The 25,285-nt window shown below is 41.5% G+C and carries 21 protein-coding genes; 7 read left to right on the top strand and 14 right to left on the bottom strand.

From position 1 onward, the window contains the following. The 4 genes from BFP75_RS02105 to recG form a co-directional block, all read right to left on the bottom strand. A complete protein-coding gene (locus BFP75_RS02105; protein ID WP_099543022.1) occupies nucleotides 1-1,512 on the bottom strand; it encodes an alpha-isopropylmalate synthase regulatory domain-containing protein in 1,512 nt (503 codons plus the stop codon). Nucleotides 1,513-1,634: 122 nt separating this feature from the next. After that, nucleotides 1,635-2,231 carry a 3-isopropylmalate dehydratase small subunit gene (gene leuD, locus BFP75_RS02100; protein ID WP_099543021.1) on the bottom strand — a complete coding sequence of 199 codons (597 nt, stop codon included), beginning with the start codon at nucleotides 2,229-2,231 and terminating at the stop codon, nucleotides 1,635-1,637. A 33-nt stretch (nucleotides 2,232-2,264) separates the two neighbouring features. Continuing rightward, on the bottom strand, nucleotides 2,265-3,683 hold the full coding sequence (leuC, locus tag BFP75_RS02095) for a 3-isopropylmalate dehydratase large subunit (protein WP_099543020.1): 1,419 nt from the start codon (nucleotides 3,681-3,683) through the stop codon (nucleotides 2,265-2,267). A 107-nt stretch (nucleotides 3,684-3,790) separates the two neighbouring features. Then, entirely contained in the window at nucleotides 3,791-5,896 is a 2,106-nt protein-coding gene (gene recG, locus BFP75_RS02090) for an ATP-dependent DNA helicase RecG (protein WP_099543019.1), read from the bottom strand. Between the two features lie 75 nt (nucleotides 5,897-5,971). Between recG and BFP75_RS02085 the strand changes: the two genes are divergently transcribed. Continuing rightward, nucleotides 5,972-8,053 (top strand): M1 family metallopeptidase, encoded by a 2,082-nt coding sequence (locus BFP75_RS02085; RefSeq protein WP_240531668.1) that lies wholly within the window; start codon nucleotides 5,972-5,974, stop codon nucleotides 8,051-8,053. Further along, nucleotides 8,050-8,964: a patatin family protein gene (locus tag BFP75_RS02080; protein ID WP_099543018.1), complete on the top strand. Its 915-nt coding sequence runs from the start codon at nucleotides 8,050-8,052 to the stop codon at nucleotides 8,962-8,964. Before BFP75_RS02085 ends, BFP75_RS02080 begins: the two co-directional genes overlap by 4 nt. 225 nt (nucleotides 8,965-9,189) lie before the next feature. On the opposite strand, the gene BFP75_RS02075 is transcribed toward BFP75_RS02080, so the two are convergent. From BFP75_RS02075 to BFP75_RS02055, 5 genes are all read right to left on the bottom strand, one after another. After that, a complete protein-coding gene (locus tag BFP75_RS02075) occupies nucleotides 9,190-9,708 on the bottom strand; it encodes a hypothetical protein (RefSeq protein ID WP_099543017.1) in 519 nt (172 codons plus the stop codon). 93 nt (nucleotides 9,709-9,801) lie between these two features. Next, a complete protein-coding gene (locus BFP75_RS02070; RefSeq protein WP_123803293.1) occupies nucleotides 9,802-10,572 on the bottom strand; it encodes a hypothetical protein in 771 nt (256 codons plus the stop codon). Nucleotides 10,573-10,585: 13 nt separating this feature from the next. After that, entirely contained in the window at nucleotides 10,586-12,139 is a 1,554-nt protein-coding gene (locus BFP75_RS02065; protein WP_099543015.1) for an FMN-binding glutamate synthase family protein, read from the bottom strand. A 6-nt stretch (nucleotides 12,140-12,145) separates the two neighbouring features. Next, nucleotides 12,146-13,453, bottom strand: coding sequence for an amidohydrolase (locus BFP75_RS02060; RefSeq protein ID WP_099543049.1), 1,308 nt, complete (start codon nucleotides 13,451-13,453; stop codon nucleotides 12,146-12,148). Between the two features lie 122 nt (nucleotides 13,454-13,575). Beyond that, a complete protein-coding gene (locus BFP75_RS02055) occupies nucleotides 13,576-14,124 on the bottom strand; it encodes a DsrE family protein (RefSeq protein ID WP_099543014.1) in 549 nt (182 codons plus the stop codon). Nucleotides 14,125-14,257: 133 nt separating this feature from the next. On the opposite strand from BFP75_RS02055, the gene BFP75_RS02050 reads away from it, so the two are divergent. From BFP75_RS02050 to BFP75_RS02035, 4 genes are all read left to right on the top strand, one after another. Further along, complete coding sequence (locus BFP75_RS02050; RefSeq protein WP_099543048.1) at nucleotides 14,258-16,582, top strand: ATP-dependent helicase; 2,325 nt, start codon at nucleotides 14,258-14,260, stop codon at nucleotides 16,580-16,582. A gap of 44 nt (nucleotides 16,583-16,626) precedes the next feature. Beyond that, nucleotides 16,627-17,511, top strand: coding sequence for a family 16 glycosylhydrolase (locus BFP75_RS02045; RefSeq protein ID WP_099543013.1), 885 nt, complete (start codon nucleotides 16,627-16,629; stop codon nucleotides 17,509-17,511). Nucleotides 17,512-17,520: 9 nt separating this feature from the next. Continuing rightward, nucleotides 17,521-18,141, top strand: coding sequence for an L-threonylcarbamoyladenylate synthase (locus BFP75_RS02040; protein WP_099543012.1), 621 nt, complete (start codon nucleotides 17,521-17,523; stop codon nucleotides 18,139-18,141). Between the two features lie 751 nt (nucleotides 18,142-18,892). After that, nucleotides 18,893-19,084, top strand: coding sequence for a hypothetical protein (locus tag BFP75_RS02035; RefSeq protein ID WP_099543011.1), 192 nt, complete (start codon nucleotides 18,893-18,895; stop codon nucleotides 19,082-19,084). A 51-nt stretch (nucleotides 19,085-19,135) separates the two neighbouring features. Here BFP75_RS02035 and BFP75_RS02030 read toward each other — a convergent pair whose 3' ends face one another. The 3 genes from BFP75_RS02030 to BFP75_RS02020 all read right to left on the bottom strand — a co-directional run bounded on the left by BFP75_RS02030 (nucleotide 19,136) and on the right by BFP75_RS02020 (nucleotide 21,549). After that, a complete protein-coding gene (locus BFP75_RS02030; RefSeq protein WP_099543010.1) occupies nucleotides 19,136-19,993 on the bottom strand; it encodes an OmpA family protein in 858 nt (285 codons plus the stop codon). Nucleotides 19,994-20,085: 92 nt separating this feature from the next. Further along, the gene (locus BFP75_RS02025) at nucleotides 20,086-21,090 is read right to left on the bottom strand and encodes a glycosyltransferase family 2 protein (protein WP_099543009.1); all 1,005 of its coding nucleotides are present in this window, start codon (nucleotides 21,088-21,090) and stop codon (nucleotides 20,086-20,088) included. Nucleotides 21,091-21,102: 12 nt separating this feature from the next. Then, a complete protein-coding gene (locus BFP75_RS02020; protein WP_099543008.1) occupies nucleotides 21,103-21,549 on the bottom strand; it encodes a type I restriction enzyme HsdR N-terminal domain-containing protein in 447 nt (148 codons plus the stop codon). A 26-nt stretch (nucleotides 21,550-21,575) separates the two neighbouring features. Between BFP75_RS02020 and holA the strand changes: the two genes are divergently transcribed. Next, nucleotides 21,576-22,577, top strand: coding sequence for a DNA polymerase III subunit delta (holA, locus tag BFP75_RS02015; RefSeq protein ID WP_099543007.1), 1,002 nt, complete (start codon nucleotides 21,576-21,578; stop codon nucleotides 22,575-22,577). Here the strand turns inward: holA and BFP75_RS02010 are convergent, their stop codons facing one another. Beyond that, entirely contained in the window at nucleotides 22,578-22,940 is a 363-nt protein-coding gene (locus BFP75_RS02010) for a DoxX family protein (protein WP_099543006.1), read from the bottom strand. A gap of 51 nt (nucleotides 22,941-22,991) precedes the next feature. Continuing rightward, nucleotides 22,992-25,256 carry an aminotransferase class III-fold pyridoxal phosphate-dependent enzyme gene (locus tag BFP75_RS02005; RefSeq protein WP_099543005.1) on the bottom strand — a complete coding sequence of 755 codons (2,265 nt, stop codon included), beginning with the start codon at nucleotides 25,254-25,256 and terminating at the stop codon, nucleotides 22,992-22,994. Between the last annotated feature and the right edge of the window lie 29 nt (nucleotides 25,257-25,285).

Genomic DNA, 25,285 nt, shown 5'->3' with positions numbered 1-25,285 from the left:
CTATATAAGATTTAACATCTTTTCAGTGGCCTTAATGGCGGATACGGTTTGGTCTGAGTCCAACCCACGTGACGTGAATTCCTTCCCGTCAATATCCCAACTAATGACCGTTTCACACAGGGCATCCGAAGCACTTCCTGGCGGTATTCTTACGGCATAGTCCGTCAATCTGGGCAATACCATATTTTGGGATTTGTATATTTTTCTCAAGGCATTCATGAAAGCGTCGTATTGACCATCCCCAGAGGCATTTTCCTCAAAAGTCTTTCCGTCAATTTCAAGGGATAGGGTAGTAGAAGGCTTCAATCCCTTTGAATGTGTCAGAACATAGGATTTTACAAAAACCTTTTGTTGGTAGTCCGAATCCAGAACGTCTGAAATAATGTAGGGTAAATCATCCTTGGTTACACGTTCCTTTTTATCCCCGAGTTCAATGATCCTGGCCGTCACCTTTTTCAGATCGTCATCGTTGAGGGTCAAACCAAGTTCTTGAAGGTTTTTCTGAATATTAGCCTTTCCGGACATTTTACCCAAGGCATACTTTCGTTTTCTGCCGAACCGCTCCGGCATCAAATCACTAAAGTAAAGATTTTTCTTACTATCCCCATCTGCATGAATACCAGCGGTTTGCGTAAAAACGTTATCCCCAACAATGGGTTTGTTCGCTGGTATGCTGATACCTGTAAACGCTGATACCAGTTTACTTACTTTGTAAAGTGCCTTCTCATTCAAATTTATTTTTACATCCGGTAGAAAATCATTGATAACGGCAATCGCACTCGCCATAGGGGCATTGCCTGCTCGTTCCCCCATACCATTGATGGTCAGGTGAAGTCCATGGCATCCCGCTTTGATGGCTTCCATAACATTGGCCACACCCAAATCGTAGTCGTTATGGCCATGAAAATCGATATGTAGCTGGGGATATTTATGAACGATTTGCGAAATAAATTCGGAAGTTTCGGTATGGGTGAGTATTCCCAACGTATCCGGCAACAACACACGTTTAATAGGTTGCGTGGTTAAGAAATCCAAAAATTGAAAAACATATTCCTTGGAATTGCGCATGCCATTACTCCAATCCTCTAGATAAATGTTATTGATAAAACCTCTTTTTGAAGCAGCCTGGAAAATCTTTGAGATTTCGTTAAAATGCTGTTCTGGTGTTTTTTTTAACTGATGTGTTAAGTGGTTTAGAGAGCCCTTTGTCAATAAATTTTGTGAAATAGCCCCCGCTTTTTCCATCCATTCCAAAGAGACCCCATCATCAACGAAAGTCAAAACCTCCACTTTATCCAAGTAATTATTAGGTTTTGCCCATTCCGTAATTTGTTGTACCGCCTGCAATTCACCATCCGAAACACGGGCAGAGGCCACCTCAATACGATCAACCTTGAGTTCTTCCAAAAGCAATTTGGCCAAGGTAAGTTTTTCGGAGGCGGAAAAGGATACTCCAGAGGTTTGTTCACCATCCCTTAGGGTGGTATCCATAATTTCCAACATTCTTTTCATGTGTTTTTTCTATTGATTTTCAATGGTCACATGTAACCTTTGATGTTAAAAATAATTTTAGCCTCGTCAATCTGAATATTATTTTGAACATATCGGTTTCATCCTAGTGTCCTGGAGTATAACTAGAGCGGTGTGTTGGCAGCGAACGTCTCAATGTCCTTTTTAATATTCAACAAGTAATCGATATCATCAAATCCGTTCATCATGTTGTTCTTTTTGTATCCGTTAATGTCAAAGCTTTCGCTTTCACCTGTCGGCAACAAGGTTATTTTTTGCTCTGGTAAACTAACTTCTAATTGGGTATTGGGGTCAGCTTCAACGGCATCAAATATTTTTTGCAAGAATTCCGCACTTACCTGAACAGGCAGTACCCCAATATTTAAACAGTTATTTCTAAAGATATCGGCAAAAAAACTGGATACTACGCAACGAAATCCGTAATCGTAAACGGCCCATGCCGCATGCTCACGGGATGATCCCGAGCCAAAGTTTTTACCTCCTACCAATATTTTACCACTGTAGGTTGGGTCGTTCAGTACAAAATCCTTTTTAGGACTATTGTCCTGATTGTATCTCCAATCCCTAAAAAGGTTGTCTCCAAAACCTTTTCTTTCCGTCGCCTTTAAGAATCGGGCTGGGATAATTTGGTCCGTATCCACATTCTCTATGGGTAACGGAACTGCTGTTGATGTTAATATGTTGAATTTATCGTAAGCCATTTTATAATAGTTGTTAGTGTGTTAGTTAGTGAACTAGTGTATAGCAACCTCCTCCATGAGTTCACGAGGATCCGTGACCTTGCCAGTAACAGCTGCTGCCGCGGCAACCAGCGGACTTGCAAGAATGGTTCTGGCACCTGGGCCTTGTCTTCCTTCAAAATTTCGATTGGAAGTACTTACGGCCAATTTACCTGCCGGAATTTTATCCTCGTTCATGGCCAAACATGCGGAACACCCAGGTTCCCTTAGTTCAAATCCAGCTTCGGTCAATATATCCAACAAACCTTCTTCCTTAATGGCTGCTTCTACCTTATGTGAGCCTGGCACCAACCACGCCGTGACGTTGTCCGCCTTTTTTCTACCCTTGACCAAAGAAGTGAATGCCCTAAAGTCCTCTATTCTTCCGTTCGTACAACTCCCCAAGAACACATAATCGATGGTTTTACCCATCATGCTTTCTCCTTCGTTGAACTTCATATACTCCAAGGACTTTTTATAGCTGCTGGCCCCACCTTGGGTGGCCGTAGCCAATGGAATGTCTTTTGATATGCCCATGCCCATGCCTGGGTTGGTACCGTATGTTATCATAGGTTCTATAAGTGAACCGTCAAAAGTCAATTCCTTGTCAAAGATGGCATCTTTATCGGTGTAAAGGGTTTCCCAGTAGGCCATGGCCTTGTCCCAGTCCGCACCTGTTGGCGTAAATTCACGTCCCTTTATATATTCGAAGGTTTTTTCATCCGGAGCGATCATTCCCCCACGGGCACCCATTTCAATACTTAAGTTACACACGGTCATTCTACCTTCCATACTCATATTTCGGAAGATATCCCCTGCATATTCCACAAAATATCCAGTGGCTCCTGAGGTCGTTAATTGACTAATTATAAACAATGCGACATCTTTTGGCGTCACCCCTTTACTAAGTTCACCGTTGATATTGATACGCATTCTTTTTGGTTTGGGCTGCATGATACACTGGGTGGCCAAAACCATTTCCACCTCAGAGGTACCAATACCAAACGCAATAGCGCCAAAGGCACCATGGGTAGATGTATGGGAATCCCCACATACAATGGTAGCCCCGGGTTGTGTAATTCCGTATTCCGGTCCAACAACATGGACAATTCCATTTTTTTCGTGGCCCAATCCCCAATAGGAAATACCGTGTTCATTGGCGTTCTCTTCCAACATTTTCAATTGGTTTGCGGAAAGAGGGTCCGCTACAGGCAGGTGTTGGTTGATTGTTGGGGTATTGTGATCGGCTGTTGCAAAAGTTCTTTCATTATATAAAACCCCGATACCTCTGTTTTTAAGGCCAAGAAAGGCTACCGGGCTCGTTACTTCATGAATCATGTGACGGTCGATGAACAGGACATCTGGACCGTTCTCAATTTTATGTACTACGTGGGAATCCCACACCTTATCAAATAACGTTTTTGTTGCGCTCATAATCTTTATAATGTAAGAGTGTAAAAGTATTAAAAACAAGGATTTTTAGGAAATCGGGACCTGTTTAAATTACGATGTTCAAAATTGAAATCTGTTAAAAATGGCCATCAACTAATATAATTCCAAATGTTTTTGAACCTTACCAATTCAGCATAAAAATGTCTAATTACTAGATGCTCCGGTTTTTCTAAAGAAGGGTCGTCCTTTAATAATTGCATGGCGTAATATCTGGCTGATTTTAAAATAGCATTGTCCTTTACGATATCGGCAATTTTCAAGTTTAGCATGCCACTTTGTTGGGTTCCCATGATATCTCCCGGACCACGCAGTTTTAAATCTACCTCTGCTATCTCAAAACCATCATTGGTTTGTACCATCGTTTCCAATCGGGTCTTGGCCTCTGAGCTTAGCTTGTAGCTTGTCATTAGAATACAAAAACTTTGGTCGGCTCCTCTACCCACTCTACCACGCAATTGATGCAGCTGTGAAAGCCCAAACCGTTCTGCGCTTTCTATGATCATTACCGAGGCATTGGGAACGTTTACGCCGACCTCAATGACCGTGGTAGCAACCATAATTTGGGTTTCTCCTTTTACAAAGCGCTCCATTTCGTAATCTTTATCCTCAGGTTTCATTTGCCCATGAACAATGGAAATTTGATATTCAGGTTGTGGAAAATCACGAACAATACTTTCATAACCATCCATCAGGTCCTTGTAATCCAACGCTTCGGATTCCTGGATTAAAGGGTAGACCACATACACTTGTCGTCCTTTTCTAATTTCATCCCGAATGAACTGAAAAACTTTTAAACGGTTAGAGTCATATCGGTGTACCGTTTTTACGGGTTTTCTTCCCGGCGGTAATTCATCAATGACCGAAATATCCAAATCCCCATAAAGGCTCATGGCCAATGTTCGTGGAATGGGTGTTGCCGTCATAACTAGAATATGTGGGGGAATTTGGTTTTTATGCCATAACTTGGACCGTTGCGCTACCCCAAACCGATGCTGTTCATCAATTATCGCCAAACCTAGATTCTTGAATATTACCTTGTCCTCGAGTACGGCATGGGTCCCGATAAGAATATCGAGCTCTCCATTTTCCAGTTGTTCATGGATAGGTTTTCGGACGGATTTTTTCACCGAGCCGGTCAAAAGCTCACAATTAACCCCGGTTCCTGCTAACAATTCCTTGATTCCGTTGTAATGCTGATTGGCCAGGATTTCCGTAGGAGCCACCAAACAGGCCTGAAAGCCGTTGTCGATGGCCAAGAGCATGGTCATGACGGCTACAATGGTTTTTCCAGAACCTACATCGCCCTGTAACAATCGGTTCATTTGAGCATTGCTACCTAAATCCGCCCTAATCTCCTTGATGACCCTTTTCTGGGCATCGGTAAGTTCAAAGGGCAAATGGTTGGCATAAAAATCATTGAACAAGGTACCCACTTGATCAAAATTGAATCCTTTGATTTTTTGTTTGTGCAACATGTTTTTAGCAATCAGTTGCATCTGTAAGTAAAAAAGCTCCTCGAATTTCAGTCTGAATTGAGCTTTTGCCAATAATTCTTGATTCTTGGGAAAATGGATATTAAAAAGTGCCTCGCTCTTCGGAATCAGTTTTAAATCATATAAAATTTTATCCGATAAGGTTTCTGAAAATTTTCCCTTTGTTTCCACAAAAAGCTGCTGTACCAGTTTACCCAATACGCGATTGGTAATACCCTTATTGCTCAATTTTTCGGTTGAAGGATATACCGGTTGCATGTGGATTCTAAGACTCTTTTCGTGTTCTGTAAGAAACTCCATCTCCGGGTGGGGTATAGAAAACATACCGTTAAACCAGTTGCACTTGCCAAAAATCACATACGGTGTATTCAGCTTTAGATTTTCCCTGATCCATTTTTGTCCCCGAAACCAAACTAGTTCTATTTCGCCCGTATCGTCCACAAATTTGGCAACCAATCGATTGCCCCGTTTTTGCTCTACTGTTTTGATATGGACAATTTTTCCAACAATCTGTACCTCCGAATTACTTTTTTGGAGCTGCCCTATTTTATAGTATTGGGTCTTGTCTATATACCTATTGGGAAAGAGGTTCAATAGATCTTGGTAGACATGAATACCCAACTCGGACTGTAAGGTTTCGGCCCTGTTGGGGCCTACACCTTTAAGATACACAATGGGCGTTTGAAGGAATCCCGCATTCATCCGACTAAATTAGGGCTTACCATCTGTAACTGCAATACAGGAAAAGCCTTAATTTGGTGCAAGAATTGGTTGTTTATGGTAATGAATCGGGTTTTGTTTTTATTTATGTTCCTTGGTCTGTCCGCTTTTTCCCAGCATCAAGACAAGGTAGATTTTATAAAGGCGACGGTAGTAATCACTCCTGACTTGTCCGAAGAAAGCATTGCCGGAAAGGTCATTTATAATTTTCACATTTTTCAAAATGTGGACTCTGTATGGCTAGATGCCAAAAATATGGATTTCGAAAAAGTGAGATTAGATGATAAAAAAGTCAAATGGAATTATGATGGAAAAAGATTGGTTATTAAAATGAAGTTTGAAAAAGACATAAACCATGAACTTTTTATTCAATATTCATGTATACCTAAACAGACGGTTTATTTTATAGGACTTGATGACGAAAATGCCGACAATGACCAAGTCTGGACTCAGGGCCAAGGAAAATATACGAGTTATTGGTTACCCAGTTTTGACGATATGGAGGAGAAGGTAGCGTTCGATATGTCTATCAGCGCCGATGTTGATTTTGAAGTAATTGCGAATGGGAGGTTGCTAGAAAAAACGGGTAGCGAATGGAAGTTCGATATGCAAAAACCCATGAGCAGCTATTTATTGGCCTTTGCCATTGGAAAATATAATAAACAGAAGATGACATCTGAAAGTGGTATTCCCATCGAAAATTATTTCTATCCGAAGGATAGTTTAAAGGTCGAACCTACCTACCGATACACGAGGGAGATTTTTGATTTTTTCGAAAAGGAAATCGGCGTAGCCTATCCTTGGCAGAATTACAAACAAATTCCGGTGCATGATTTTCTCTATGCGGGAATGGAAAATACGAGTGCTACTATTTTTTCCGATGCCTATGTCATAGATTCCACGGCATTTATTGATCGTAATTATGTTAATATCAATGCCCATGAAATGGCCCACCATTGGTTTGGAAACCTGGTTACCGAAAAGGATGGTAACCACCATTGGTTGCATGAGGGTTTTGCTACGTATTATGCCTACCTGGCCGAAAAGCAATTATTCGGTGATGATTATTTTTATTGGAAACTGTATGATACCGCAGAACAATTAAAGGAAATTTCGGAGGATGGTAAAGGGGAAAGTCTATTGGATCCCAAAGCAAGTAGCCTTACTTTTTACGAAAAAGGAGCATGGGCTTTGGTGCTATTGAGGGAGCAAATAGGGGAGGAAGCTTTTAAAAAAGGAGTCAAATCCTACCTAGAAAAGTATGCCTATAAAAATGCAACCGTGGATGATTTTTTAAAAGAAATGGAAGAGGCATCTCATCAAAATTTAGATGATTATAAATCCAGATGGTTGGTTTCAACCGAATTTTATTGGGACGACGCAAAGGCATATTTGGTAAGGAAAAATAAAAGTTTGAATAACTACTTTTTTTTACAAGATCAAATGGATTCGTCAACTGTTTTGGACAATGAAAAATTAAAGTGGATGTGGAATAAGGAGACACCGGCACCATTGAAATCGCATTTAATTTCTGAATACCATAGCCAAATTCCGGATTCAACGCTTCAAAGAATTTTTCAAAATGAATCCTCCTTTGAAGTAAGACGGGCGTTGGCCATGTCCATTCCAAAAGTTACACAGGAATTTAAAACGAATTTCGAATCGTTTTTACAGGATAAAAGTTACGTTACCCAAGAATATGCCCTTTTTAAGTTATGGGAGGCTTTTCCCGAAAATCGGGTTGGATATTTGAATAAACTTGAAGATGTAGTAGGTCTGCCCAATAAAAATGTCCGTCTTTTATGGCTGACCTTGGCTTTGGTGACTCCCGATTATAAAACGGCGGAAAAGGCAAATTATCTGGACGAATTGATTTCTTATACTCATGAAATCTATAATCCGGAAATCCGGCAAAGTGCCTTTCAATATTTATATCAAATAAATGCTGTTAATGGGGAAGTTTTAAGGCAATTGATTTTGGCAACGGATCATCATTCTTGGCAGTTTAGAATGTTTGTAAGAAATTTACTGGACGAAATGCTTACGAACGAAAACCTAAAACAACAGATTGTCTCTGTAGCCATGCAACTAAAACCATCGGATCTACGTTATTTAAAAACCAAAATAGAATTACCATGAGGGCATTGGTCATTTCAGGAGGAGGTAGCAAGGGGGCTTTTGCCGGTGGCGTAGCCCAATTCCTTATTCAGGATGCGGGAAAAACCTATGATATTTTTGTGGGCACTTCCACGGGTAGTTTATTGATTTCCCATTTGGCTTTGGGTAAATTAAATAAGATCAAACGTATTTATTCCAATGTAACCCAAAGTAGTATTTTCAATAATTGTCCTTTTGTTATCAAGAAAGTACATGGGAGCGATGAAATTGGTATTAACCACTGGAATGTAATTCGGAATTTCATAAAGGGTAAAAAAACCTTTGGAGAAAGTGAAAACCTTCGGAAACTTATCAGTGATAGCCTAACGAAAACCGAATTCAATAAGTTAAAGCAAGGTATGTCCGATGTGGTCATTACGGTCAGTAATCTTTCCCTGAACCAAGTCGAATACAAATCGATAAAAGATTGTTCCTACGAGGATTTTTGTGATTGGATATGGATTTCGGCCAATTATACGCCTTTCATGAGTTTGGTTCGAAAGGAAGGCTGTGAATATGCCGATGGCGGATTAGGGAGTATCGTACCCATCGAAGAGGCTATAAAACGTGGTGCCACCGAAGTGGATGTGGTAGTTCTCCACACGGAGATAAATTATTTAAATCGCATGCCTTCCAGAAACCCCTTTGAACTTTTGACGTCCATGATGAGCTTTGTCTTTGATAGGATTGAAAACCAAAACATACGAATTGGAAAATTTGTGGCCAATCAGAACAATGCCATCATTAACCTTTATTACACGCCCACAATATTAACCACCAATTCTTTGATTTTCGATAAGAAGAAAATGACCCTTTGGTGGAAACGTGGTTATCTCTATGCGAAAAATAAGAATGAGGAAACCAACCCTATTGAGCCCAATGAGAATGAATAACTTCGCTAGAAGCTAGACGTTATTCGCTGGACGCTTTTTAGTTTCAAATTAGAAGTTTCAGGTTTCAGGTTCAAAGTTTCCGGTTCAAAGTTACCGGTTCAGGATTTTGATTTTTACGGACTACTTTATAACTTCTACCAACAACCAACAACCAACAACCAACAACCAACAACCAACAACCAACAACCAACAACCAACAACCAACAACCAACAACCAACAACCAACTACCACAATTCCCCAATTTCCTTTTTCACAAAGGATAGGGCGGTAGCGGATGGGGAGGCCTTTTCCATGGTATCGTTCAAAATATCCTCACGAAGTTTATCTGCGGTTTCAGATTGGCTCATGGCCGCTTTTCGTATCATTTGAACAGTAGCGTTTTTGGCAGCCTTAATAATGTTCCAACATTCGTCCGTCATATAGATTTGTTGGGTAAGATTGTGATCGAATTCCGTTTCAATGCTTTTGATCAATAAATTTTCATAGGCATCCTTATCCTGACTTTTTGGAGCTACACGAACCACCAAACTTGGTATGGCAATCCGCTCCAAAAACAGTGCCATACGTTCATAGGCCTGCAAACGAATGGGTAATGTATCCTTCTGGGAATCCTTATGCAATAAAAAACGTCTTCTTCCTTCTTCATTGTTGGTATGCATCCTAAAAAAATAGAAAGCAATGGCACCGGTTACGATCGATGGCAATAAATAAGCAAAAAGTTGAAAAATTTGATCTGAAGTCATTCTTATAATTTTAAACTGGTTAGTTCACGATTCATGACTCTTTAACGACCAGTTTTCTCAATTAGTATATGACTTGATCGATGAAATGCAATTTTAATTTTTCACATCGTCTTTAGCGGTTGCATAGAAGGATTTGTAGTCCGGATGGATCTCAATTTGCAGAGATTCCCGTAGTCCTCCATCCATTCCTTTGGCACTAACCTTGGCACCTTCTATACCGTAATCCTTTATGAGGATCTGTGCTACGGAAGAGGCTTGTGCTAGTGCTATATCCAATTCGCCGGTCATACTCAATCCGGATACGGTAATGGCCGATTTTGGATTGGTGGCTATGATTTTCGAAATTTTTTCCAACCAGGGTTTGGCCGATTCTTGAACCTTGGAACCCAATCCATCGGCAAAATAGAAATCCAATTTTTCGGAGATAATCACGGAACCATTGCCCACTTGTACCTTGGCATTCTCGCCCAATGTTTGCTTGGCATTTGTCAATATCACAATGGCCGTGGAGTCATTGCTGGCCACACCGTCTACAATGCCTCTTAGTTGAGCCTCCTTGCGCTCCAAGGTGGCCAAGGTCTTGTTTATATTTTCTGAATTTTGGCTGGATAGGGCCGCAAAACTGTTCAGGTTTTTGAGCAAGGTAGCGTTCGCATCCTGTAATTCGGTCACTTGTGCCTGCAAGTCCTCTGCTATGATTTCACTTCTTTTTTGACTCGACTGTGCCGTTGAAATTAGCCGCGTTATGGAATCCAAACGATATTTTAATTCCTGGTTCTGCTCAATAAGCTCACTTTTTTTCTGGGCATTCATCATACCGATAAAACAAAAAGTAACGATCAAAAGGGGTAAAATTTTCTTCATGGAAACTTGCATTTTATTTGCCGCCAAGATACGAACAGTCTTTCAATTCCTGAACACCATTAAAGGGTACTTTGGGTTTATTATATCCGTATGCATAGGCAAGGCTCTTGTTCAATTCGTTGTCATCTAGGTTTACTTGCACGTCGTCCATGGTAAATTGACAGGGATGTTCGTATCCCGACGCATGGGTAATTTCCAAAAATTCCTTTCGGAAGGTCTTGAAATATTGGGCCAATCTATCCGACTTTAATGGGATGTCAATACCATTCTGTAGCCATTTGTTCTGTGTGGCGATACCCGTGGGACATCTGTTGGTGTGACATACCTGGGCCTGGATGCAACCAATGCTCATCATGGCCTCACGCGCAACATTGATACAATCTATTCCCATAGCAAAGGCCATGGCCGCTTTGGCGGGGAAGCCTAGTTTGCCACTTCCTATGAAAAGGATCCTGTCCGTCAATTTTCGATCAAGAAAAACCTTGTATACACTGGAGAAGCCGTATACCCATGGTAGGGATACATGATCTGCGAAGGATGGAGGGGCAGCACCCGTACCACCTTCCCCACCATCTACGGTAATAAAATCCGGCCCTTTTCCAGTTTTTAGCATCAGGTTGGCCAATTCTTCCCATTGGTCCAGTTTTCCAATGGCCGCCTTAATACCAACAGGCAATCCGGTTTTATCCGCAATTTGCTCTATGAGCTCCATAAGTTCTGGTACTGAGGAGAATGCCTTATGGGTTGCCGGGGATAGAACATCCTTTCCCACTTCAACCCCTCTGATCTCCGCCAATTCATAGGTAATTTTCGCTCCGGGCAAAACACCTCCCTTTCCCGGTTTAGCGCCTTGGGACAGTTTTATTTCAATTGCTTTTATGCAGGGATTATCATCAACAAGCTTTTTCATTTTTTCCATGGAAAAATTTCCATCCGGAGTTCTAACACCGAAATATCCCGTACCGAAATGGAAAATTACATCACCACCTTGCTTGTGATACGGGGAAAGTCCGCCTTCACCCGTATTATGGTAGGCGCCACATTTTTTAACGCCAATGTTCATGGCCTCTACGGCTGCTGCCGATAATGATCCAAAGCTCATGGCCGATACATTGATGACGCTCGCTGGCCTGTAAGGCCTTTTTCTCTTATGGAAAGCTCCCATAACTTTTGCGCATGGAATAAAAGTGGGGTCCAGTTCGTTGGGGTGGCCCTGGGGAACCTTATAGGCCATCATGCTATTTTTGATAAAAACATGTTGATGGGCATAAATGTCTCGATCCGTACCAAAACCCTCGTAATTGTTCTCTTTTTTGGCCGATGCATAGATCCAACCACGTTCAATCCTATTAAAGGGCAGCTCCTCACGGTTATTTGCCACAAAATATTGGCGCATTTCCGGGCCGATACTTTCCAGCCAATATCTTAAATGCCCTACAATGGGATAATTGTGTTTAATGGTATGTTTCCTCTGAATGAAAATATCCCAAATGGCCACCAAGGCCAAGAAGATAATAATCCATACCCACCATGGAATAATGGCAAGTAATACAATCTGGTAAGCCATTGAAAATTATCCTTTTGGTTGATTTTCCAATCTTGGGGTTTTATCACTGTTCAGGTAATCCAGACTCATGGCAGTAAGGGTTTTTACGCCCAATAACAAACCACTGTCATCAATCCTGAAATCTGGGGTGTGATGTGGAAAGGATTCCGTGGTTCCTGGGGTCATGCCGCCCAAAAAGAAAAAGAAGCCGGGCACTTTCTCTTGATAGAACGAGAAGTCCTCCGCACCCGTAACGGCCTTGGCGACCACTACGTTTTCCTTTCCTGCAACGGCTTCCATGGTCGGTATCATTTGGGTAACCAATTCTGGATTGTTATAGGTGATGGCCGTTCCTGATGCAATCTCCGTAGTGGCCTCCCCACGATAGGCCTCTGCGATGGACTGTACCATTTCCTTCATTCTTCGGTTCAGTTGTTTTTGCATATCATAGTCCAAGGTCCGGATGGTACCAACGATTTCCGCACTTTCTGGAATGATGTTGTTTCTAACGCCTGAGGTAATTTTGCCTACAGTAATTACGGCAGCCTCGTTGGTAAGGTTCATTTCCCGGCTGATGATTGTTTGTAGGCCATCAATGATTTTGGCGCTAATTAAAATGGGATCTACACCGGACCAAGGTTGTGAGCCGTGGCTCTGCTTTCCTTTTACATTGATTACGAACCGTTGTGCGGCCGCCAAGGTACCTCCCGACTTATATCTGATCATCCCCACAGGGGTTTGGGAATTGATGTGCAATCCAAAAATGGCGTCCACATCTGGACTCTGTAAAACACCTTCCTTGATCATCAAAGCGGCACCACCTTCCTCTCCTGGGGGCGCTCCTTCCTCTGCGGGTTGAAATATGAATTTAACGGTACCTTTGATCTTATCCTTGTTCTTTGATAATACTTCGGCTACGCCCATAAGAATGGCAATATGTGTATCGTGTCCACACGCGTGCATGACACCCACTTCGGTTCCCAAATATTCTGATTTTACGTTGCTTTTAAAAGGAAGGTCATTTCGCTCGGTTACGGGCAAGGCATCTATATCGGCTCTAAGTGCCACCACCTTCCCAGGTTTGTTTCCTTTTAAAATGCCCACCACACCGGTATGGGCCACACCGGTCTGTACCTCAATTCCAAGGCTTTTCAAATGATCTGCTATTTTTTCAGCTGTTTCAAATTCCCTATTGGACAATTCCGGGTGTTCATGGAAATACCTTCTCCATTCGATAACCTTGTCCTCAATGGCGCTAAAATCCTTTTCCATGGATTTTTGGGCGAAAACCGTCATTCCGCAGCATAGAAAAGTAAGTAATCCAAGTTTTTTCATTTGATAATTTTTATTGTTAGTAAAAGGCCATGCTTCGGTTTTTATCGGCATGGGTTTGCAATTCGCCACGGATTATCTTGCTGATTTTCAAGAGTTTTTATGGCTCATTGCATCATGTAGGTTTAAAATTTGATCAGTCTATAATTATCGTCCTGTAATTGTATCAATGCGGTCATGGCACTTAAGGACAGTTGTACGCCGTCTATTAATTCTTCTTTTGGGAATTCCCTGGATACGGAGGATTGTCCACAGAAAATGACTTCCGCATTGGCGGCCATTAGTGCTTTTAACAATGCTTCATTGGGGTTTTTGGTCCCGAATTTTTTCTGATATGCTTCGGTTGAGATAACATCTTTGGAAGCCTTATTGTGAATGACCAAGGCTACTTTTAATTGATCCAACGGTATCCCGTTCTGGCCGTGCATGTTCAAAAATCTGGCTGCTGTCTCTATGGAAGGGTTTACTTGGTCCAAGTCATCGGGTGAGGTCATAATATCGAATACGGCCTTGAACGTTTTTGAAGTATCCAAGGGGTAATCCTGGTTTTCAATTTTCCAGACCTCGCCATAGTCTTCAATGATTGGCCCAGGTTCCTTTTCTTGGGCCGTGGCAGAATGAAATGAAATTTGGATGAGGAGCAGAAGGCCTACGGATTTTTGAAAATTATTCATATCAAAATAAATGATTGGCTAAATATATTTAAAAAGGAACAAACGACTTGCCACATTGTTTATAAATCTAAAAAACATCATTTTCGGTATCGTGCAATTATGGCTAAATTCACACCTTAAAAAAAGAATTACGTTGAGGTCTTTTATTGATGAGTTAAATGAAGCCCAAAAGGCCCCTGTTCTGCATAAGGATGGGCCTCTTATGGTCATTGCCGGCGCTGGATCGGGAAAAACCAGGGTGCTTACATACCGTATTGCCTATTTGATGGATCAGGGGGTGGACGCCTTTAATATCTTGGCATTGACATTTACCAACAAGGCAGCCCGTGAGATGAAAAAACGGATTTCAGAAATCGTAGGGGTTTCAGAAACCAAAAACCTATGGATGGGTACTTTTCATTCCGTATTTGCCAAATTATTGCGGTATGATGGGGACAAGTTGGGCTTTCCAAGCAATTTTACCATTTATGATACCCAGGACTCGCAACGATTAATAGCCTCAATCATTAAGGAAATGGGGTTGGACAAGGATATCTATAAGTATAAACAGGTCCAAAATCGTATTTCTTCCTTTAAGAACAGTCTCATTACGGTAAAGGCCTACTTTAATAATCCTGAACTTATGGAGGCCGATGCCATGGCAAAAAGACCAAGGATTGGGGATATTTACCAGAATTATGTAGAGCGCTGTTTTAAGGCCGGGGCCATGGATTTTGATGACCTGCTTTTAAGGACCAACGAATTGCTGACCCGTTTTCCCGATGTACTCTTAAAATACCAAGATCGTTTCCGGTATATTCTGGTGGATGAGTATCAGGATACCAATCACTCCCAATATTTGATCGTACGCGCTCTGGCGGACCGTTTTCAGAATATTTGTGTAGTAGGTGACGACGCCCAGAGTATTTATTCCTTTAGGGGTGCCAACATTAGTAATATACTGAATTTTCAACGGGACTATGACAATGTGGGCATGTATCGCTTGGAACAGAATTATCGATCCACAAAAAATATCGTGAATGCTGCCAATTCCATCATTGCCAAGAACAAAAATCAACTGGAGAAAAACGTCTGGACGGCCAACGATGACGGTGCGGCCATAAAAATCCATAGAAGCATTAACGATGCGGAGGAAGGTCGCTTTGTGGCCAATTCCATTTGGGACCATAAAATGCAGCACCAAATGTCCAACGGGGAATTTGCCGTTTTGTACCGTACTAACTCCCAATCCAGGGCCATTGAGGATGCCTTGCGTAAAAGGGACATTCCTTATAGGATCTTCGGCGGACTTTCCTTTTATCAACGCAAGGAGATCAAGGATGTGCTTTCATATCTCAGGTTGGTCATTAACCCAAAGGACGAGGAAGCCTTAAAACGGGTCATCAATTTTCCTGCGCGTGGCATAGGACAAACAACTATCGATAAGTTGGTGGTTGCCGCAAATCATTACGGACGTTCCATATTTGAGGTCATAGAAAACATTTCCAAAATTGACTTGAAAATAAATTCGGGTACCAAAAGGAAATTGGAGGATTTTGTTACCATGGTCAAAAGCTTTCAAATCATGAACGAGGGAACCGATGCCTTTACCCTGGCGGAGCATGTAGCCAAGAAAACCGGACTCTTATTGGAATTTAAAAAGGACGGTACCCCAGAAGGTATTGCCCGTATGGAAAATATAGAGGAGTTGCTCAACGGTATCAAGGACTTTGTGGAAGGGCAAAAGGAAATTGCGGATGCGACGGGAGGGCTCAGTGAATTTTTGGAGGACGTGGCCTTGGCAACGGATTTGGATAACGATACCGGGGATGATGACCGTGTGGCCCTTATGACCATTCACCTTGCCAAAGGGCTGGAGTTTCCATATGTATATATCGTTGGGATGGAGGAAGATCTTTTCCCTTCAGGGATGAGCATGAATACGAGAAGTGAGTTGGAGGAGGAGCGAAGGCTTTTTTATGTGGCCTTGACCCGTGCGGAAAAACAGGCGTACTTGACCTATACCCAAAACCGATATCGATGGGGAAAATTGATAGATGCGGAACCTAGCCGGTTTTTAGAAGAAATCGATGAGCAGTACGTAGAGAACCTAACTCCTTTGGATGGTGGATATCGTTACAAGTCCATGATTGATGCCGATATTTTTGGCGAGGTGGACAAAAGTAGGTTACGACAAACAAAGCCTGTAAGAGGAACTCCTCCTAGTATAGATCGACCGAACATAAGCCAACTTAAAAAATTAAGGAAGATCAAACCTGAACTTTCACAACCTGTAGGAAACACCAATAGGATAGATCCAGGCCTGGAAGAGGGAGTCTTGGTGAACCACTCCAGATTCGGTAGGGGCAAAGTACTCAAGATAGAAGGGGTAGGAAATGATCGAAAGGCGGAAATCAAGTTTGATCAAGGCGATGTAAAAAAACTACTGCTTAGGTTTGCAAAATTGGAGGTCCTATAACGGTTAAGGCTTAAATCACTAAATTGGTATAAATTTCTTTACCGATGATAAAATATAGATTGTCCATTCTGTTTATCGCCTTTTCTTTTTTGATGGCATCTTGTCAAAGTTCTTCCGTAGCAGAAGAGCCATTGGAAAGCGTTCTTCCTGAAAATTTTGAGACTCCCCCTACCGGGGAAGATGTCTTTGCTCCCGATTATTGGGACGATGCACAATTGGTTTGGAGCGATGAATTCGATGGTACGACACTTTCCACTGAAAACTGGAAGCTTGAAACGGGGAATCACGGTTGGGGAAACAATGAACTTCAAAATTATATCAGCGAGGGCAATGTGGAAGTTGGCGATGGCACTTTAAAGATCATTGCCAAAAAAGAGATCTTTGATGGGAGTAATTATACCTCCGCTAGATTAAATAGCAAGAAAGAGTTCAGATATGGCAAAATTGAGATTCGCGCTAAAATTCCCGAGTATAAAGGAAAGGGAATTTGGCCGGCCCTTTGGATGTTGGGCAACGATATAAATTCCGTTGGATGGCCCGCTTGTGGCGAAATTGATATTATGGAATATGTGAGCTACAGCCCAAACGAGGTCCATTTTTCTATTCATAGTACAGCGAACAATCATGTCAAGGGCACCCAGATTACTTCCGGACCCGTGCCTTTGGAAACTATAGAGGAAGAATTTCACACCTATGGCGTTCTTTGGACGGATAAATATATGAGGTTTTACATAGACACTGCGGAAAATGTGCAACTGAACTTCATAAGACCGGCGAATTCCAGTTCGGATAATTGGCCCTTTTCAAAGCCTTTTTATTTTTTGATTAATATTGCCGTTGGTGGAAATTGGGGCGGACTTGAAGGTGTGGACAACACTATTTTTCCAGCGGTTATGGAAGTAGATTATGTAAGGGTGTATCAGAAATAATAGAATTACATGGCCGAACTTATTAGAATATACGAAGAGAACCCCAATCCAAAGGAGATAGCCAAAGTGGCACAGGTATTGCGAAAAGGGGGACTGGTTATATATCCTACGGATACGGTCTACGGTCTGGGATGTGATATTACCAATTCAAGGGCCCTTGAAAAAATTGCCAGGATCAAGGGCATTAAATTAGAAAAAGCAAATTGGTCCTTCATTTGTGCCGATTTAAGCAACCTTTCTGATTATGCCAGACAAATAGATACCGCTACGTTTAAAATCCTAAAAAGGGCCTTGCCAGGACCCTATACTTTTATTTTGCCTGGGAACAATAACTTGCCTAAGGATTTTAAAAAGAAGAAGACCGTGGGAATACGGGTGCCGGACAATAACATTGCCAGAGCCTTGGTACAGGGACTGGGCAATCCCATTGTGTCGACCTCCATTAGGGATGATGACGATGTTTTGGAGTATACCACGGACCCAGAACTGATTTATGAAAAATGGGATAATTTGGTGGATATTGTGATTGATGGGGGATATGGGGGCAATGTGGCCTCTACCATCATAGACCTGTCCACAGGTTTTCCAGAGGTCATAAGGGAAGGCAAGGGGGATATCGATATCATTTAAAAGTTATAGCATTTCCTATCTTTATTGGCACCGCCAAAGGGTTTAATACTCCGAGGCTTGCCTTGAAATTAAAAATTTGTTTCCTGCGAATGCCTAGTGGGCTTGCCCCGAGGTAGTTTACTTTGAATCCGAAGACCTAATACGTTGTCGGTTCGAGTGATTTTGTGGTCTGCAAAATCGTATCGAGAAAAAACCAAATAAAAATTCCACTTCTCAATTCCAACTTTCTTATTTTATTCTATAAACCACTTGGAGACATACAATGTTTAAAAATACACGATGGGTTTTTATTCAAAAACTATATTAATTTTTATGATTACTAATGATGCGTTAAAATTTTTAATATTGGAATAGTGGATTATTTTAACAGCTCCCCGCTTCAGATGAAGTGGGGTGGCCCGCTTGCGGGACGGGGAGTTTAACCTGACCCAAAATTTGGGAGCTATCCCTGTGCTTTTGGTCCTATCATTGTGATCCGTGCTTTCTAACCCCCGGCGCGACTTAGGTCGCGCCACCTCCCTTTATCAAAAGGGAGGAGCCCATAATCCTATCCAAAATCAAATGAAACCCTCATCGAGGGATTTGTTATGGTAGGTTAAATACCTCTATAAAAGGAAATGCTTAAAAATCAAGCTATTGACCTAATTTTAAACGTATGAAAAACTAAAAACAAGAGACAATTACCTTATATTCAATAACTTGTTCAATAGTTCCGAAAATTAATGTATAATCAATATTTAATGATAGATAAATGAGAAAGACAATACTAATTATAGGAATGGCTATCGCTGTGGTAACGATTGTCTATAGCTTTTTCGGTATGGGCGATACGGGACAATTTTTTGGATTAGAAATGAATATCTGGGTTTATCGTTTAATTTGGTTGGTCTTGTTCTTATTGGTTTTAAGGGATTATCTAAAAATGTCCGGAAAATTGGAATAAAAAAAGCGGCTCCATTGGAGCCGCCTTTTAAATATATTTTGAAGGGAGTAATTATCGTCCACCATTGATGGCAGGATCTTTCATTCCCTCTTCAATCATGCTATAGAACTGATCGATTTTTGGAAGTACAACGATTCTTGTTCTTCTGTTCTTGGATTTCTCAGTTTGGGAAACAGGAACATATTCAGCCCTACCCGCAGCGGTCATACGCTTGGGATCAACACCAAAATCGTTTTGCAATATTCTAACTACCGCAGTAGCTCTTTTCACACTTAGGTCCCAGTTGTCCAACAATACGCCACTTCTGTAAGGTACATTATCGGTATGGCCTTCTACCATAAACTCAAAATCGGGCTTGTTGTTAACTACTTTGGCTACTTTCCCAAGAACTTCTTTAGCTCTATTGGTTACGTTGTAGCTTCCGCTGCTAAATAATAGTTTATCGGAAATAGATACGAAAACAACACCTTTCTCTACGCTGATTTCAATATCCTCGTCATCCAAATTGCCCAAAACGCCTTTTAAGCTCTGTACCAAGGAAAGGTTTACGGAGTCCCTTCTGGTAATCGCATCGTTCAGCTTACGGATCGTTAGATCTTTCTCTTTTAAACTCTCTAAGGATTTCTCTAAGTTCTCGGCACCTTTGGTGGTTAAGGTCGTTAGGTTGCCCATGTTATTGATCAACTCCTGATTATTGGCTTTCAAAAAGGCATTTTGATCTTCCAAGGTTTGAAGCCTTGATGAGGCCGTGGCCTTTTCTTCCAAACAATCGTTCAACTTCACGGTTGCCGAATTCAATAAATCTTGGGTCTCTTTTTGTTTTGCCTCAAGATCGGCATATTTCTTCTGTGAAACACAGGAAGACAATAATAGCGTTACTCCAAGACAGCCTAAAACGATTTTTTTCATAATTGCTTACTATATTAATGTTTGTTATTTACTTATTTACTTAAACGGAATCAAAATTATAGTTTTTGACAAACGTTTATAGTGGTTCTTAGTTAATCTTTTACTAAAATGTTAAAATTCTTTACTCCATTTACGAAGTAAGACCATACGATGGATTTTACAATATAATATTTTAATATGAATTTAGCTTTTTCACGCTTTTTATACATACCCCTAAACTTACGATAAAAACTTAGATGTGCCCGTAATATGGCCCAACAATGTCTAAACCTAAATTGAATGATAAAGCGCACCGCAGCAATGCCATCCAATAAAAGCCGAACGGCAATAATAATTAGGGCCTTTCTTCTTGGAAGGTTCTTGGTAATCGAAAAAAGTGAATTCCTAAAGTTAAGGTAGGTTTTTTTTGGGTTCATATTGCTCAATGTAGATCCACCAAGATGGTACACCTTGGAAGCACCCAAATAAAACACCTTGTACCCTTGGTTTTTGGCCCTCCAGCAAAAATCTACCTCCTCCTGATGCGCGAAATAATCGGGGTCAAATCCTTCCAATTCCCAATATACCTTGGAACGCACAAACATACAGGCACCGGTGGCCCAAAAGATTTCTCTTACATCATCGTACTGCCCTTGGTCTTTTTCAAGACTTTGGAAGATCCTTCCCCTACAAAACGGATATCCCAATTGGTCTATAAAACCTCCGGCCGCTCCCGCATACTCAAAATAATCCCTTTTTAATAAATCTAAAATTTTTGGTTGGACAATGGCGGCATCGGAACGTTCAATGAAAAATTCGATAACAGGCGTAAGCCAGTCTTTTGAGACCTCTACATCGGAATTCAATAGACAGTAGATATCGGCCTGTACATTTCTTAAGGCATCGTTATAGCCTTTGGCGAATCCACCGTTCGCACTGTTTTGAACTATATGGATGTTCGGATAATGCTGTTTAAGAAATTCGATGGAACCGTCAGTAGACGCATTATCGGCAACATAAATATCCGCAATTCCTTCGGAATATTTTACGACCGATGGCAAATAGCGTTCCAGGAGCACCTCCCCGTTCCAATTAAGTATGACAATGGCAATCTTCAAAACGATTGCAAATTAACGGCTAAATTCAGGAATCTCCTTTAAAAACTTATATTTTTCATCTTGGAAATTCATTTGGCACATGTAATGTTCCAATCCATTCGTAACCATTAAATAGGAGGCATTTAGCTTAAAATTATATTGGGCAATTTGATCAAAGGTGGTTTGGGAAATGTTGATGTGTGGCGCCTTGCACTCGACCAATAAATGGATGGTGCCGTTTGGGTTAAAGATGACGATATCATACCTTTTTCGTAATCCGTTATAGACGATCTGTTTTTCAACGTTTATATGGCTTAACGGATATTTTTTTTCCAGGGTAAGAAACGTAAGTACATGCTGCCTAACCCATTCTTCCGGTGTGAGCACCACAAACTTTTTGCGGACCATGTCAAAAATAAGGGCCGAATTTTGACTACTTTTGAACCTAAAGTCATACTTGGGAAAGTTAAGCGGCTGCATGGTACAAAATTGATGATTTTTTCCGAATGGACGAAGCACTACAAATCGTAAATGACATAAAGCAGGGAAATATAAAACCCATTTATTTCCTATTTGGTGAGGAAGCCTACTTTATTGACAAGATAGCATCCTATATAGCTGACAAGGTCTTAACGGAAGAGGAAAAGGGTTTCAACCAAATGGTCTTGTACGGAAGGGACGTTTCCATAGAGGATATCGTTGGAAATGCAAAACGGTTCCCCATGATGGCCGAAAGACAAGTCGTCATTGTCAAAGAGGCCCAACATTTGTCCAGAACCATCGAAAATCTTAGCCCCTATGCCCAAAATCCCCAAATGAGCACAGTGCTGGTTTTCTGCTATAAATACAAGAAACTCGACAAAAAAAAAACCCTTTATAAGCACATAAAGAAAAACGGCGTCGTTTTTGAGAGCAACAAACTTTATGAGAACCAAGTTTCTGAATGGTTACGAAAAACCTTGGTTTCCGGTGGTTACTCCATTTCCCATAAGGCCGCCATTATGTTGGTTGAATATTTGGGCACGGATTTGGGAAGAATACACAATGAACTGGAAAAGCTTAAATTGGCCATTCCCCAAAAAAAGGAAATTACACCGGACGATATTGAACAATACATTGGAATAAGCAAGGATTACAACAATTTTGAACTTAAAAAGGCCATTGGTGAACGTAACATATTGAAGGCGACTAAAATAGTCAACTACTTTGCCCAAAACCCCAAGGACAATCCCTTTGTGCTTACGATAACACTATTGCATAGCTTTTTCGCACAATTATTGCAATACCATGGTCTTAATGACCACTCTCCCAAAAATGTGGCCAGTGTACTAAAAATTAATCCCTATTTTGTGGGTGAATATCAAACAGCGGCAAGAAATTTCCCTATGAAAAGGGTGAGTCAGATCATAGGCAGCCTGCGGGAGCTTGATCTTAAGGGAAAGGGCGTGAATGCCTCTAATATAGACCAAGCGGACCTCTTAAAGGAACTTTTGTATAAGATCCTTTGATTACTTCTTATCAATACTGAATTTCCCGGGTCCCAACAAGGCGATGGTAATGAACGCTACCAGGTATAACAAGGCTTTTTCCTTTGTGCCAAAAGAATCTGCGGCATGTGCTATAAAACCTGCAACGGCCATAGTGATAGCCGTGGGTATCGCCGCAAAACGGGTCTTAAAACCAATAATTACCAGGATGGGACAGATGAACTCTCCAATGACCGCAAGGAACAACGATGGGGCAGCACCAATTCCAATGGGGTCACCAAACTCAAAGTTACCGGATATCAATTTTTGAAATTTAGGAAGACCATGGGTGATCATCATGGCGGAAACGGCAATTCTGAAAAAGGCAAGACCTATATCTTTCATTTGGGGGGAAATATTTTATTTATTTGATTAGTCCCTCTAAAGGTAGATAAATTATTTTTTCTGTAAAAGCATTTCCATTTGGCTTATCAGCATATTGCAATTATCCCTGTTAAAATATAAGGGAGGCTTTATCTTCAAGACATTGTCCTGTGGGCCATCCGTTCCAATGAGTATATTGTTATTTCTCAATCCATTTTTTAGATATTGGGCGTGTTTTTTATCAGGTTGGTTGTTTTCGTCCGTAATTTCCACGCCTAGGAACAGACCTTCGCCCCGCACATCGGCCAGCTCTGGAAACCGTTTGCCTAAGTCTACCAAAAGATCTTTTAAATAGGATCCTGTTTGTTGGGCTTGGGCATCCAATTGCTCTTCCTGGATGACATCCAATACGGCCTCTCCAATAGCGCAGGATACGGGATTGCCCCCAAATGAACTAAAAAACTCCAATCCGTTTTCAAAGCTTTGGGCAATTTCATTGGTGGTGATGACTGCGCCTATGGGATGCCCATTTCCCATGGGTTTTCCTAGTATGACAATATCGGGAACGACATCGTACATTTGATAGCCCCAAAAGTACTTGCCCAGCCTCCCGAAGCCTACTTGGACTTCATCGCTAATGCACACCCCGCCCTGTGCCCGTATTTTTGGATAGATGTGCCTTAGGTAGTCTTTGGGTAGCGGTACCTGCCCTCCACACCCAATAATAGGTTCTGCAATGAACGCACCAATTTCCGATTTGTATTTTTCAATTTCTGACTGTGTTTTCCCAGCATAATAGGTACAGGCATCTGCTTCGGTATCAAAGCCAGATCCAAAAATCTTGGGCATGGGTGCTTCCAGGATATATTCCTTTTTTCCCGTACCTCCTTGGTGTTCGTATTTATAATGGCTGATATCGACACCCATGCGGGTATTGCCATGGTACCCGTGTTCCATGACCATTATCTTGTTTTTTTGGGTATGCGTTTGGGCCAAGCGGATGGCCAGATCGCTTGCGGCACTTCCAGAATTCACAAAAAAGATCTTGTTCAGGGAATCTGGGAATTTTGACAACAGTTTCTCGCTATAGGACTGGAGCTCGTCATACACATAGCGGGTGTTGGTGTTCAGCCTGGCGAATGTGCGCTGTCCGGCCTCTACGACTTTTGGATGGCAGTGACCCACCAGCATGATATTGTTATAGGCATCCAAAATGGTGTTTCCTTTGTCATCGTACATATACTGGAACGCCGATCGCACCATATGTATGGGTTCCTTGTAACTTAGCGATAAGGAACTACTAATGAATTTTTTTCTAAGTTCCAGCTCCTTTTTTAGGGTGTTCGTTGGTATCGATGGAAAACCGGCGGCCTTTCTAAAGGCATTGTTCGCCGCTATAGGATGTATGGTGAGCCAAAGGTGCAATAGTTTCCAAGCCGGTTTCTCGCTGACGATGATGTATGCTGAATTGGGGTTTTGCTTTTTGGCATACGCCGAATTACAGACACTGGTACACAAACGGGCGGCTATCAAATAATAAAGAACGTCCAACTCTATTGTCTCAAGCGGCCTAATGGAGTGGTAGCCTTTGATAAGCGCCACGGCATACTCCAAGGGATCTTCCTTTTCCATCATGTAGTAGGTGAGTGCCACGGCCAGTTCATTGATGGTCCAAGTGTAGCACATATCCCCAAAGTCTATAATGCCCGATATGGAATTGTTTCTGGTCAACACGTTCCATTCATTAGCATCGTTATGAACGATACCCATTCGTAATCGCCCTTGCTGCGGAATTACCTTTTCTTTGAACTGCATAAAGAAATATTCAACCAAACTCCGATGCTTGGGGTCTGGAATATATGCTATGAACTTTTCATTTTTATAGAAATGCCGAAGATCCCAAGCCGTCTGCTTTGCCATGGTAGGAGCGTCGTACATAGGGATGGTTATGGTGTCTATTTCCGCCAAAAAAACCCCCAATGCATGGGCCAAGGTTTTACTACGGGAAATGTCACCTAAAAATTCACCCTCAACATATGTTAGCAATCGGTATAGGGTATCATTTTCTTGTATCCAATAGGTACCATTTTTCGATTTGAGGGGCAAGGGAAAATCGTACCGATGCAATTCTTGGAGCTGCATTAAATTGTTCGATTCCCCATCGATTTCAGCTTTATTGGAGGGGGTAGCTTCGTAGACTTTCAGGACATACGAATTTTCTTGGGATACAATTTTAAAATTTCGGCTTTCATATCCTTCCATGCCGGATATAGAAGGTTTGGAAATATCAAAATGATGTTGAAGAACCTTTGCTATCGATTTTTGCCACTCCTCCATTTTGTACTGTTTAGATTGTCCTTTATTAT

Source organism: Maribacter sp. 4G9, assembly GCF_002742265.1.
Classification (GTDB): Bacteria; Bacteroidota; Bacteroidia; order Flavobacteriales; family Flavobacteriaceae; genus Maribacter.
The sequence above is the reverse complement of the archived record's forward strand: the minus strand, read 5'-3'. Positions and strand labels throughout refer to the sequence as shown.